At 59.6% G+C, this 13,508-nt stretch carries 11 protein-coding genes; 8 read left to right on the top strand and 3 right to left on the bottom strand.

Translation table 11 applies throughout. The annotated features are described in order from the left end of the window. The first annotated feature begins 7 nt into the window (after positions 1 to 7). From SJY36_RS18350 to SJY36_RS18320, 7 genes are all read left to right on the top strand, one after another. Positions 8 to 985, top strand: a complete 978-nt coding sequence (locus tag SJY36_RS18350) for a nitronate monooxygenase family protein (RefSeq protein WP_005848974.1) — start codon at positions 8 to 10, stop codon at positions 983 to 985. A gap of 58 nt (positions 986 to 1,043) precedes the next feature. Next, positions 1,044 to 2,306, top strand: a complete 1,263-nt coding sequence (locus SJY36_RS18345; protein ID WP_386176809.1) for a glycerate kinase — start codon at positions 1,044 to 1,046, stop codon at positions 2,304 to 2,306. Between the two features lie 267 nt (positions 2,307 to 2,573). Continuing rightward, entirely contained in the window at positions 2,574 to 5,582 is a 3,009-nt protein-coding gene (locus tag SJY36_RS18340) for a CHASE domain-containing protein (RefSeq protein ID WP_386176808.1), read from the top strand. A gap of 244 nt (positions 5,583 to 5,826) precedes the next feature. Continuing rightward, the gene (locus tag SJY36_RS18335) at positions 5,827 to 7,479 is read left to right on the top strand and encodes an ATP-binding protein (protein ID WP_386176807.1); all 1,653 of its coding nucleotides are present in this window, start codon (positions 5,827 to 5,829) and stop codon (positions 7,477 to 7,479) included. A gap of 9 nt (positions 7,480 to 7,488) precedes the next feature. Continuing rightward, the gene (locus tag SJY36_RS18330) at positions 7,489 to 7,854 is read left to right on the top strand and encodes a response regulator (protein WP_005848967.1); all 366 of its coding nucleotides are present in this window, start codon (positions 7,489 to 7,491) and stop codon (positions 7,852 to 7,854) included. Positions 7,855 to 8,154: 300 nt separating this feature from the next. Beyond that, entirely contained in the window at positions 8,155 to 8,691 is a 537-nt protein-coding gene (locus SJY36_RS18325) for an RNA polymerase sigma factor (protein WP_386176806.1), read from the top strand. Beyond that, the gene (locus SJY36_RS18320) at positions 8,688 to 9,428 is read left to right on the top strand and encodes a hypothetical protein (RefSeq protein WP_386176805.1); all 741 of its coding nucleotides are present in this window, start codon (positions 8,688 to 8,690) and stop codon (positions 9,426 to 9,428) included. Before SJY36_RS18325 ends, SJY36_RS18320 begins: the two co-directional genes overlap by 4 nt. A 1-nt stretch (position 9,429) precedes the next feature. Here SJY36_RS18320 and SJY36_RS18315 read toward each other — a convergent pair whose 3' ends face one another. From SJY36_RS18315 to SJY36_RS18305, 3 genes are all read right to left on the bottom strand, one after another. Continuing rightward, positions 9,430 to 10,161, bottom strand: a complete 732-nt coding sequence (locus tag SJY36_RS18315) for a c-type cytochrome (RefSeq protein WP_386176804.1) — start codon at positions 10,159 to 10,161, stop codon at positions 9,430 to 9,432. A gap of 55 nt (positions 10,162 to 10,216) precedes the next feature. Beyond that, the gene (locus tag SJY36_RS18310; protein ID WP_005848960.1) at positions 10,217 to 11,401 is read right to left on the bottom strand and encodes a sulfite oxidase; all 1,185 of its coding nucleotides are present in this window, start codon (positions 11,399 to 11,401) and stop codon (positions 10,217 to 10,219) included. Positions 11,402 to 11,668: 267 nt separating this feature from the next. Then, entirely contained in the window at positions 11,669 to 12,205 is a 537-nt protein-coding gene (locus tag SJY36_RS18305) for a peroxiredoxin family protein (protein ID WP_386176803.1), read from the bottom strand. 239 nt (positions 12,206 to 12,444) lie between these two features. Here SJY36_RS18305 and SJY36_RS18300 point away from each other — a divergent pair, with 239 nt between their 5' ends. Further along, positions 12,445 to 13,440, top strand: a complete 996-nt coding sequence (locus SJY36_RS18300) for a TRAP transporter substrate-binding protein (protein WP_005848957.1) — start codon at positions 12,445 to 12,447, stop codon at positions 13,438 to 13,440. Positions 13,441 to 13,508 lie beyond the last annotated feature (68 nt).

The raw sequence follows: 13,508 nt of genomic DNA, 5'->3' as shown, positions 1-13,508 counted from the left end.
GAACAAGATGACGCTACCCGCCCTTTTCGACAATTTGCGTATCCCGCTGATTGGCAGCCCGCTGTTCATTATCTCGAACCCTGATCTGGTGATTGCACAGTGCAAGGCCGGTATCGTGGGCAGCTTTCCAGCGCTGAACGCACGCGAAGCGGAAGGGGAGCCGATTGAGCTGGACCGCTGGTTGACGCGCATCAAGGAAGAGCTGGACCGTCACAACCAAGCGAACCCCGACAATCCCGCCGCCCCCTATGCGGTGAACCAGATCGTGCATAAATCCAATGCGCGGCTTGAACGGGACGTAGAGATTTGCGTCAAGCACGAGGTGCCGCTGTGGATCACGTCGCTTGGGGCGCAGGAATGGCTGAACGATGCGGCGCATGGCGCGGGCGGTGTTGTCTTGCACGACATCATCAACAACCGCTTTGCCCATAAGGCGATTGAAAAAGGTGCCGATGGTCTGATCGCCGTGGCCGCAGGGGCAGGGGGGCACGCCGGTGCCTTGTCGCCGCTGGCGCTGATCCAGGAAATCCGCGAATGGTTCAACGGGCCGCTGTTCCTGTCGGGGGCGATTGCCAAGGGCGACAGCATTCTTGCGGCGCAGGCCATGGGCGCGGATGGCGGCTATGCCGGGTCGGCGTTTATCGCCACGCAAGAGGCGAATGCCGACGCACGCTACAAGCAGATGATCGCGGATTCGGGGGCTTCGGATATTGTGTATTCCGACTTGTTCACCGGCGTTTGGGGCAACTATCTGAAAGCCTCGATCGAGGCGCAGGGCATGGACCCGAACAACCTTGAACGGTCCGATCCGTCGAACATGAACTTCGGTGCCGATCGCGAGAAGCCCAAAAGCTGGAAAGAGATCTGGGGAGCCGGTCAGGGCATCGGCGCGGTCAAGGATGTGCGCCCCGCCGCCGAGGTGGTCGAGCGGATGGCGACAGAATACGCCGCGGCACGCAAAAGGCTGTTCGATCAGACCGCGTGAGTGTAAAACAGGCCGTCCCTTCGGGGGCGGCTTTTTTGATGACGGGATAGGGATCGCCATGCACACCGCGCCGGAGACGACTTTACGCCGCTTGTTCGACCGCGCGGTCGCCGTGGCCGATCCGATGCAATCGCTGGCCGCGCATCTGCCGCCGAAACCGGCGGGGCGTGTGGTGGTGATCGGTGCAGGCAAGGCCAGCGCGCGCATGGCCGAGGCGGTCGAGGCGGCTTGGGGCCCCTGCGACGGTTTGGTGATCACCCGCTATGGATACGCCCGCCCCTGTCAGGGGATCGAGATTGTCGAGGCCGCCCACCCCGTGCCCGATGCCGCCGGACAGGCCGCAACCGCGCGGATGCTAGAGCTGGTGCAGGGCTTGGGCGAGGAGGACTTTGTGCTGGCGCTGATCTCGGGCGGGGCGTCGGCGCTGCTGACCGCCCCCTTGGGGGAGATTACGCTGGCCGAGAAACAGGCGGTGAACGCGGGGCTGCTGGCCTCTGGCGCGCCGATCACGCAGATGAATGTGGTGCGCAAGCATCTGTCGCAGGTCAAGGGCGGGCAGTTGGCGGCGGCGGCCTATCCGGCGGCGATGCACACGTTGATGATCTCGGATGTGCCGGGGGATGATATGGCGATGATCGGGTCGGGCCCCACGGTGGGCGATGCCTCCACCTCGCGCGATGCGCAGGCGATCTTGACGCAGTGGGGCGTGGCGGTTCCGGCCTCGGTCACGCGGGCGCTCGCTGCGGGGTCGCAGGTCGTGCCGCCGGATGATGCGCGGCTGTCGCGTGTGATGAACCGGATTTATGCGGCCCCCAAGCAATCGCTGGATGCGGCACAGGCTTTGGCCGAGGCAGAGGGGTTTCGTGTGATCCGTCTGGGCAATGACCTAGAGGGCGAGGCCCGCGAGGTCGCCCGCGCCCATGCCGCCTTGGCCCTGCAAGAACAGGCGCGTCTACATTCCGGCGATGCGCCGATTGTAATCCTGTCGGGCGGCGAGCTGACGGTCACGCGGCGCGGGAATGGCGTTGGCGGACCGAATGCGGAATATGCCTTGGCGCTGATGCTGGCGCTGAACGGGGCGGCCGGTATCTGGGGGTTGGCCTGCGATACCGACGGCGTCGACGGCGCGGCAGAAGTGGCGGGGGCGATCATCGGACCCGACACTTTGGCGCGGGCGGGGGCCGCGCGCGCCGACGCAGAATCGGCGTTAGCGGTAAATGACGCCCACGGTTTCTTTGGTCGGATCGGCTGTCAGGTGGTGACGGGACCGACGCTGACGAACGTCAACGACTTCCGTGCTATGATTGTGCATCCCGTATGATCAGCAACCCTGAGTTGGGGCGCCTTTAGATTCTGTTGAGGTTTCTGTCTTAATCCTGTGCGCAAGTAATAATTAACGTTGGCAGGGAAACCGGTGCTACTTATAAGTGAGGGATGCCGGTAACATGATCAGCGGGTGGCTTTCATCGATTAGGCGCTTTTCAGTTTTGCGAAATGTGAGAGTATAGTTTTGTTCAAGCGCTTAGATTTGATTTTGGTCGTTGTCTGCCTTCTCGTGACCTTCGGGATCTACGCTGAAGGCGCGCGAATGAACCGCGCCGCGGCCAAGGCCGAATTCACCCGCATCACCGAAGACGGGCTTCAGGCGCTGGATCGTCGGATGAACATCTATCTGCAAAGTCTGAACGGCGCCGCAGGGATGATGCAATCGTCGGAGAATATCGAATACGACGATTTCGAGACCTTTGTCGAAAGTCTGGATTTCGAAAACTATCTGCCCGGCATCAACGGCATCGGGTTTGTCGAACCCGTGGCCAAGGTGGACGAAGATGCTTTCGTCGCCGATATGCGTGCCAATGGGACGCCGGGGTTCGAGATCAGGCCGGAAACGAACCATGACCAGAAATATGTGATCAAATATATCGCGCCGGTGCTGCCCAACAAGGAAGCCGTCGGGCTGGATATCAGCTTTGAAAAAGGGCGGCGCGAGGCGGCGGATCGGGCGCGCGAAACCAACACCCCGCAGCTGACACCGCGCATCCTGCTGGTGCAGGACGCGATGAAGGAACCGGGGTTCTTGCTGCTGCGCCCGCTGTTCTATGCCTCCGGCCCGCGCGAGGGGACGTTTCGCGGCTGGGTCTATGCGCCGTTCATCGGCCGCAACCTGTTGCAGGATCTGACGCCGAACCAGAACAATGTGTATGATTTCCACGTCTATGACGGCGACACGACCGACCCCGAGGCTCTGATCTATGCTAGTCAGGATCACGAACATGCGGCGGGTAAGTATAGTGTGGCCTATGCCACCGAATTCTTCGGGCGGACCTGGACCGTCCAATATGAAAGCACCCCTTTGTTCGAGGCGTTGTTCCCCGGTGGCACGCCGCTGCTTGCGCTGATCGCAGGGATTGCTCTGACCGCGATGCTGATCGTGGTGCTGCGCGCTATTCGCCAACGCGGGGATTCTCTGGCCGAGGTGGCCGCGCTGCGCGAACAGCAGATCAGCGCCCGCGAAGAGGAAAACCGGTCGATCATCGAGAACAGTGTCGTGGGCATCTTCATTCTGGATGAACGCCGCGAGATCCTGTTTGCCAACCACGCCGCGCTCGAGATTTTCGACAAGCAGGAAGACGGGATGGGCGGGTTGCCCCTGAAGAAATTCGTGAAAGAGGCGGGGTGGCTGCCCGCAGAGGCAGGCTATAACGCCACGGGCACCAAACATGACGGATCCACGCTGCATCTCGATCTACATTATAACGAATGGGAGACGCTGAATGGCGTCAAACGCATCACCGCCATTGTGCGGGATGTGTCGGTCGAGGTCGGGGCCGTCGGGGAACTGGCCGGGATCAAGGAGCGCTATGACCATGCCCTCGCGGGGTCAGAGATTGGCGTGTTCGAGATCGACCTGATGTCGGGCACATCGGTGGTCTCGCCGACGTGGCGCAAGATCATGGAGGTCGGTCCGGAGGTCGAGGATACGCAGGAAGAGTTCCTGAGCCGTATCCACCCCGACGATCTGCCCCGTCTGATCGAGGCGGATCAGCACTGTATCACCGGCAAGGCAGAACGGTCGCGGACCGAATACCGGATGCAGTTCGGCGAAAGCTGGCGCTGGATGCGGTCGGATGCCGTGGTCGTGGACCGCGCCGACGACGGGTCGGCGATACGGATGGTCGGGACGCAAAGCGACATCACCGGGCTGCGTCACGCCCGCAACGCGCTTGAGGCAAGCGAGAAGCGTTTCCGCACCGTGCTGGATGCGGCCCCCGTTGGCATGGCGACCCTGAACAGCAACGGACAGTTCACCAGCGTGAACAACGCCATGTGCGAGCTGACGGGATATTCGCAAAAGGTAATGACCGACCGGTTCAACCTTGCGCAGATCATCCCCGAGGAAGATGTGAAGCTGATGCGTGATATCGTGACCAAGTTCACCGAAAGCGGGTCGAACGAGGTTTACCGCGGCGAACATCCGATCCTGCACAAGGACGGCGGCCAGCGGTGGGGGCTGTTCAACATCACCTGGACCTTCGACAAAAACGAAGGAGCTTATGTCTTTATCGCGCAGGTCAACGATATCACCGACCAAAAGAAGATCGACGAGATCAAGAATGAATTTGTCTCCACGGTCAGCCATGAATTGCGCACGCCGCTGACCTCTATCAAGGGGGCGCTTGGCCTGATCGAGATGTCGGCGCGTGACACCATGCCTGCCTCGGCGCTGCGCCTGATCGAGATCGCGCGCAACAACGCCGACCGTCTGACCACCATCGTGAACGATATTCTCGACCTCGAAAAGATATCGTCGGGCAAGATCGAGTTTGACCTCAGCCCGATGAGCCTGAACGAGGTCATCTCTTCGGCCGTGCAAGAGATGATGCCCTTTGCCGTCACCCATAACACCAAACTGGTGATGGATCTGCCCGACACCGACATCAATGTGACCGCCGATTGGTCACGGATGATGCAGGTGCTGGCGAACCTGATGTCGAATGCGTGCAAATATTCGTCCGAAGGCACCGACGTCACGATCAAGGCCGAGACCATTGGCGACATGGCGATTGTTTACGTTCAGAACTTTGGCCCCGGTGTGCCCGAGAATTTCAAGAACCGGATTTTTCAGGCGTTCTCTCAGGCCGATGGATCGGACACGCGGGCCAAGGGCGGGACGGGCCTTGGGCTGAATATCACGCGACAGATCGTTTGGCGTCAGGGCGGCAACATCGGCTTTGAAAGCAAGCCGAGCGGGACCACGATTTTCTGGTTCACCTGCCCGCTGGCCACCGATGCCGAAGGGTATGACGTGCTGCCCGATGCCCGCACGTTCGAAGTGATCGACGGCACGAAGGACAATCTTAGGGTGTTGCACCTTGAGGATGACGAAGAATTTGCAGAGGTGCTGCGCGAAGGGTTGAGACCCTTTGCCGATGTGCATAACGTCACGCGGCTGAACGAGGTCCACGATGCGCTGAGCGCGGGGCCGCTGGACGTGATCATCCTTGACTGGACCGTGCCAGATGGCGACGCCGCTGCCGTCCTGGACGATATCGCTGAGCTTCAGCCAACGGCGCGGGTGGTCGGGCTGACCTTCTGACGCTGCGCGCGAGAAGGATAGTCGGGTGGGCACCCATCTGGTGAAGTCTCAGACCGACCTGAACCACATTATCGAAAGTATTGTAGGTCCGACACAAAGAGCGAGTTGATCTCCTTATGGTTGTTTATAAAGTTACTAAAAATCGCCTTAAAAATGTCTAGATACTTTTGTCTATGATGGCGCAAGGGATGGAGAGGGTGCTTGGCTAGGGATGGTGCCTTCTTTTTGTAAGTAAGGACGCGATATGTCTTGGAACGGAAAGAAGCGCCATATTGCCACCGGTTTCGTCGCCGGATCGGCCTTGGCTGGGGGGTGGTACGCCGCGACCTCGGCGCTGCTGTCGGGCGCACCGGCGCAAACCGTTCCGGTTATCGGGGCCATCGCCATTGCCAGTCTGGTGCCGCTGATCGCCGCGAACGTGCGGGCCACGCCGGCGCGTGCGACGGTTGATGACAGCGTTGCCCAACAGCTGCGTGTTCTAAAGATGCACACGATGGTAAACGTGGTCGACACCGATAACCTGCTGGTCGAGGTGAACGATCTGTTGCTCGAGGCAACCGGCTATACCCGCAAAGAGCTGATCGGCAAACCGGTCGCGATGCTGTATTCCAAGGACAATAGAACCACCGCCACTGAAATCCGCGATCTGCTGCGGCAGGGCAAAAGCTGGCAGGGTGAAACGACGCTGCGCAATCGTGACGGGTCAAACTGCGTGACACAGACGACAGTGACCCCGTTGCTGGATGCGAATGGCCGCTGGATCGGGTCGATCTCGGCGCGGACGGACATCACCTCTACCACCAAGCTGATCGCGCGGCGCGACACGGCGATGACCTTGCACGAGCTGCGCGACGACATTTGGATCGTGTCCGAAGACAACCTTGAACTGCGCTATATGAACCTTGCTGCCAAGGCGCGGTTCGGCTGGTCGACGCGGCCCAAGAACGGGCAAACGGTGCGCGATATGGCGGCCGAGCGCGGCTGCGAGGATGTGCTCGACGCCTGTCTACGGATGATGGATATCGGCGACACCTATATGACGTTCAGCGCAACGATATCGGGCACGAACTTTGAAGGGTCGATCAAGTGGCTCAACAAGGGGACAGTCGACGGGCGTCTGCTGATCATGCTGCACGACGTCACCGAACGGCTTGAACAAGAACGTTTGCAGGCGGATTTTATCTCTATGGTCAGCCACGAACTTCGGTCGCCCTTGACCTCGATCAAAGGGTCGATGGGGCTGCTGTTGTCGAAAGCCGCGGGCCAGCTGCCGCCCAAGGCCGAAGGCCTGCTGGAGATCGCGCATCGCAATGCCGATCGTCTGGTGCTGATCATCAACGATATTCTGGATATGGAGAAGATCTCCTCCGGGCGTCTGGATTTCGAAGTGGAAACCGCCGACCTGTCAGAACTGGTGGCCGAATCCCTGCGCGCCAATGCGACCGCGCATCAGCGGTTCGGCTTGCAGATCAAATGCCACGGGGTGGATACGCCCACCTATATCGAGACTGACGCCAACCGTATCATTCAAGTTTTAACCAACTTGATGTCGAATGCTGCGAAGTTTTCCAAACCGGGCGGCACGGTGGAGATCTGCGTCGATAAAACCCCTGAAAACGTATGTGTGTCTGTACGCGATGAGGGTATGGGCATTGCGCCCGAAGACCAGCATAAGATCTTTCAACGGTTTGCTGATATGGCGAATTCCGATCGGGCGACCAAAGGCGGTACCGGTTTGGGGCTGAGCATCTGTAAAGCAATTGTTGAAGGTTTGGGTGGTACGATCGATTTTGTCAGTAAAGAAGGGCGGGGGACAACTTTCACCTTCACTTTACCTGTCAAAACGCGCCATTCTGGGCCAGAGAATGATTTTGAAAGACTAGAGAACGTTGGATAAGAGTCCCGTATGATTAAATTGCTTCACGTAGAAGACGACGCCGATATTCGCGAAATCGCCAAAATGTCACTCGAACTGTCGGGTGATTTCGTGGTGGAGCAATGCGACTGCGGCGAACAGGCGCTTGAAAAGACGCTGGACTATATCCCCGACGTGTTTTTGCTGGATATGATGATGCCCGGCATGACCGGCCGTCAAACGCTTGAGAAACTGCGCGAGAATCCGGATTTCGCAAATGTGCCCGCGATCTTCATGACCGCCCGTGCCCAACCGAACGAGCTGGAAGAACTGCGCGGCATCGGCGCGACAGAGGTGATCAGCAAACCCTTTGATCCCATGTCGCTCGCCGACCAGATCAAGGCAGCCATCGCCTGAATAGGGCCAGATGTTAGATGAAGAAACCGCGGCGGAAATGCTGCGGTTTTTTTTGCTTTGTGGGTTTCGATGCTTGTCAGGTTGATACGGGTGGGACGTTTGTTTGGGAGTTAGAAATTTTTAATCAACGTTATGTTAAATAATGGCGAACGCTTAAACCCTGCCGGTGAAGCCACCTGAATACCGTTTCAGATTCAGCCGCGTGCGCCGCGATTTTTCCGGCAAGCATCACGGATATTCTCGACGCAATCCCTACGCCAGACACTGCACGAAGAAATCCGACAGCGGTCTGTGTTGGCTTTGATCCGGCCTGAAAACGCGGTACGGATTGATATGGCGCAGCGTACCCTTATCGAGATTCTTTTGCCTGAGTTGAGGGCCTATGCCACGGCCATCTGTCAGTCGCGCGACGCGGCAGAGGATCTGGTGCAGGACGCGGTGGAGCGGGGGTTGCGGTCTGATCGCAGACCCGAGCTGCTGGAGGAATTGCGCCCGTGGATGTTCCGCGTCATTCGCAACCTGCATTATGACGAGCTGAGAAAAAGGCGCGTGCGCCGTGAATATTCGGCGGAGGAGAAACGTCTATCTGATGAAGCAGGCGGACCAGATACCGCGCGGGATGTATTGATCCGGCTGGCGTTCGAGAAGCTGCCGCCCGAGACCCGCGAGGTGCTGTGCCTCGTGGACATTATGGGCCTGAAATACGCCGAGGCGGCGAAAGTGATGGATGTGCCAAACGGCACAGTGATGAGCCGGATCAGCCGCGCGCGTCGGGCGTTGCTGGACATGGTCGATGGGGCTGGAACGGCAAAACAGGAAGTGACGCGGAAGACATGAGCGAGCTGAACGACAAAGACTGGGAACAGGTCAACGCCTACCATGATGGCGCGCTGAACGCGTCGGAAATGCGTGCCTTGGAGACGCGGTTGGCAGCCGAACCCGCGCTGGCTGCGGCGCTTGAGGATGTGCGGCGCGTTTCGCGCGGTTTGGCGTTGATGCGTCCGGTGTTGGACGATCCAGACGCTACGCCGCGAACGAGGGCCGCAAACAGCAACCGGCACCCGCGCCGTTGGCTTTGGGGCGGCGCTGTCGCCGCAGCGGTGGCTTCGGCGATGGTGTTCGGGTCTGGCTTCGTCGCCTCCCCTACGGCTTTCGACATTCACACCGAACTTGCAGCACAGACCTATGATCTAGGCTCTGGCGATCTGCGCCCCGTGGCGGGGGGTGGTTTGGCAGGTGTGCCGGATCTTGAGGGCGCGAACCTGACAGCCGTCGCGTCCCGCGTGGCAGAAAAGGGCGATATCATGCATTATGCGGGCCAGAATGGATGTCGTCTGACCTACCTTCGCGGCGGGTTTGCACTGCCAGAGGGTAAGAGCACGTCAGAAAAGCAGATCGCGAGCTGGGGCTCACGGGACCAACAGCACCATATTATCGTCGCGACAGGGATGGACCGCACCCGGTTCGATGCCATTGCCCGCTATCTCAAGCTCGAAACGCGCGAACGCGCCTCTGAAAGCGTGATGGCAGCACTTTCAAAGACGGTTCGTTCGGCGCGGCCTTGCGTCGGTTAGGTCAGTCGGCGTCTGACAAACTGGCGAGATAGGCGATCACATCGGCTTGATCTTCCGGCTTGCGCAGCCCGGCAAAGCTCATCTTGGTGCCGGGCACGGCCTTGCGGGGGTTGGCAAGGAAAGTCGCAAGCCGGTCGGGTGTCCAGTCGCCGCCATGGTCGGTCAGCGCGCCGGAATAGCGGAACCCGTCCACCGCCGCGACAGAGGCCCCGACGATCCCGTACAGATTTGGCCCGACGCGGCTTGGGCCATCTTCTTCGACCGTGTGACAGGCTTTGCACTTCCTGAATACTTTCTCGCCCGCGGCGGGGTCGCCTTGTGCCAGAATCTCGGCACCGGGCATTTCGGGCTCTGCTGCGGCGGCGTCCTCGGTCGGCGCGCTGGCGTCGCTGTTGGCCGCGGCGTCAGATCCGCCCGCGACCGTCGCCACATAGGTCGATAGCGTTTCGATCTCTGCGTCGGTCAGCGTTTCGGCAAAGCCGGGCATAATGCCGATCCCGCTTGTCACGGCGGCGCGGACCTGTTCGACGGTGGGCTTGAAGTCATCAAGGTTCGGGCCGATCTCGCCTTCGGCACCTGCGTCTTTCAAGCTGTGACAAAGGGCACATTGCGGCTGCGCTGTCTCGTTGAAAAGGGCGCGCCCGGCGTCAAGAGAGGCGTCGGCTGCTGCTGCGCTGCCGATCAGCGCAAGGAAAAGGGCACCGCCAAGGCGCGGCGTCAGGGATGGGGTCATTTCAATGTCTCCGGGTAAGGGTCGGACCGACGGCCAAGGCCGCCGGTCTATGGTATCAGCTGACAGTCACGTCGACGGCATGTGCCCGCCATCCGTTGTTGCCATAACCGCGTTCGTTTGGCGGAAAGTTCTCTGGTTGGGCGTCGCCTGCGGCATTGGTTGCCCGGCTGGCCAGCATATGAGTGCCTTCCGTCAGATCGGTGATCAGCACAAAGGGTCGCCACGCGTAGGGGCCAAGGTCAGGGCCCAGAAACTGCGCATCGGCCCAATTCTGCCCGCCGTCTGTGGACACTTCGACTTTCTCCAGCCCGCTGACACCGCCCATTGCGACGCCGTGGATCTGCACCTTGCCCGTCGCGGCATCCACCAGCGGCCCGGTGATCCACGATTTCACCGACATCTCGTACATGGAGGGTTGCGAGGGATCACCTTTTTCGCCGACAGGGCGGACGCGGTAGCCGGTCTGCTGGATCTTATTGGGCGATTCCTCGACCGTCAGGGCCAACCGTTTGAGATACTTGATATTGTTGACGCCGTAGTAGCCCGGGATAATCAGCCGCAGGGGGCCACCGTGCGCGAGCGGCACGGGTTCGCCGTTCATCTCCCACGCGAGGATCGCGCGATCCATCGCAGCCTTCGGGACAGAGCGTTCAACCTGGATCGATTCAGGCGGCAGCCCTTGGGGAATATCCTCTCCGCCGGTGCCGGTCAGGTAGACGGCATCGGCATCGGCGCCGCCCATTGCGTCAATAACGGCGCGCACGGGGACGCCTGTCCACACAACATTGCCCGCCGCCCCGACAGACCACTGCGACCCGCTCGTCTCGTGATCGAAGAAAGCGCGCCCGTTGCCCGAGCATTGCAGCACGCACACGACCGTTTCGACGCCAAGCGTTTTCAACGCACCGACGGTCATCTTGCCGGGGTTTGCAACACCGTCGATCTCGACCTCCCAGGCATCGCGGTCGGCAACGATCTTGTCCGAGGGGGCGGGCAAGTTGTTGCGGATGTAAAGTTCGGTTGTGGGGGTGATCAGCTCTGACCCCTGTGCGGCGCGTTTCGTCTCGAGCGTCTGCTTGGAATGGACGATCATGTCCTCGGCGTCTTTCCAGGCGACGTAATCCGGCAACGGCTCTCCGCCTGATTGTGCCAAAGCCGGTGCCCCGACCGCGACGGCTGCCATCGTGCCGGCCGATCCGATCAAAAAATGCCGACGCTTAACGTTTTCAATGACTTTCATGTCTTCCTCCCGTGGTTCCGGGCCTTTGCTCTGCATCGTGGGCAAAGGCTCTATGACCAAGTGACGTCCGGGGGGTGCGGTTTATTCCCGCGTGACAAAATAACTTTCGATAAAGTTTGGGGGCCCCGCTGGATCGGTGCCCGTTCGCGTAGGCCCGCTGTATCCAGCGGTTTGGCAGAACTCGGGTCTGTCGCCTAGCGGGAGCCGTTGTGTTGTATTGGGGGTGCTCCTCTTGGCTGTCTTGCGGTTGGTAGGCTCAGGTCGGGTTTAGGCGTTCCCGCGGACAGGTTTGTCGTTGTTGATCGTGAATATCATCCCGTCGAGAAGTTCATCCAGATCGGGGCGCGCCGCCGGACCGTTAGAAATGGCTATGATCTGCGTCGTGCCGTCGGGGCGCAGGCAGAAAATACCGGGCTCTGCAAAGCGACGGTCGGTTTCCTGCGAAGACAGAGGGTCGCTGACGTAAAGCCCCATGGCGCGAATGTCACTCTCTTGCAGGTCGTAGCCGATGTCGAAGGTCCACCCGAAGCGCGCGACATCATCGCTGACTTTCTCCAGCGGGTCGGCCGAGACGCATTTCACTGCAAAACCCGCGTCTTCCCACTTTGCATAGTTGTGTTCCAGCTTGCCCAGGTAGGTCTTGCAGCGTCCGCAATGCTTGCCACGGTATACGATGAGCAGCGTCCAGCCGTCGGTCGCGCCGCCCACCGTCATGGTGCCGCCACCGAATTTAGGCACCTCGAACAGGGGGAAGGCGGTGCCCGCCTGCAGTTTGGTTATCTGGTTGGAATGCGAATTTGTCATGTATCTATCTCTTCCTATGTGTTGGCCCGCCCGTGCAGCAGGGGCGAAATTTCCGTCGCCTTACTTGTCTCTTCGCAGACCTTAAGCCCTTTTAAATTCTAAATTTTCGGGTCGGTGCAATGAAGATCAAAACGACAGGGTCAGGCGCGTCCCCATTAAAACTCGAAAAATAGTACTTGTAAATATTTGTAAGTCATGTGATCACTTTTGCAATAATTTGTCTTTGGGAGGAAACAAATATGAAACTGAATAAAATTATCACCCGTGGTGCCTTCGCGATTGCCGCGGCATCGACGCTGGCTGTCATGCCGGTAACGGCGCAGGCAAAAGACTGGCGCGGCTGGAATATCCACGTCGAGGATTACCCTGTATCGCACGGTATGGAAGCCTTCATGGAAGAGGTTACCGAAAAGACAGGGGGCGAGATCAAGGGCAAGGTGTTCCACGCTGGCGTTCTGGGCTCGCAGCCCGATGCGATTGAACAGCTGCGTCTCGGGATCATGGATTTTGGCGTCTTCAGCCTTGGGCCGATGGGGCAGGCCGTGCCTGCGACCAACGTCGTGTCCTTGCCCTTCGTCTTCAAAAGCGTGCCCCAGATGTATGAGCTGATGGACGGCGAACCGGGGGCCGCATTGGGCGAAGCGCTAGAGGAAAAGGGGATCGTCCCGCTTGGCTACTATGACGCCGGCGCGCGGTCTTTCTATAACTCGGTCAAGCCGATCAATACGCCCGAAGACGTCCAAGGCATGAAAGTGCGCGTGATGAACAACGACCTGTTCGTCGGCATGATCGAATCCATGGGCGGCAACGCCACCCCGATGGCCTTTGCGGAAGTCTACCAGTCGATCAAGACCGGCGTTGTGGACGGGGCAGAGAACAACCCGCCCTCTTATGAATCCACCAGCCACTTCGAGGTTGCGAAATACTATTCGTTGACCCAGCACCTGATCATTCCCGAATGTCTGTGCATGAGCAAAAAGACCTTTGACGGTCTGACACCAGAACAGCAGGAAATCGTGAAAACCGCCGGTAAAAACTCCACCGATCTGCAGCGCAAACTCTGGGGCGAACGCGAGGCGGCGTCGATGAAGATCATCATGGACGGTGGCGTCGAAGTGAACGAGATCGCCGACAAATCGGCGTTCCAGGAAGCGATGGTGCCCGTCTACGAAAAGTATCTGGCGGCCAATCCAGAGATGACGGATCTCGTCAATCTGTTCCGCAACGCTGACTGATCAGCGCGGCTGGACAATCGTGCGCCCTGTTGTAACGGGGCGCACCCTTTCTCTCACAAAGGAATAGG

The sequence above is a fragment of the Sulfitobacter sp. R86518 genome, assembly GCF_042466275.1.
GTDB classification, from domain to species: Bacteria; Pseudomonadota; Alphaproteobacteria; order Rhodobacterales; family Rhodobacteraceae; genus Sulfitobacter; species Sulfitobacter pontiacus.
The sequence above is the reverse complement of the archived record's forward strand: the minus strand, read 5'-3'. Positions and strand labels throughout refer to the sequence as shown.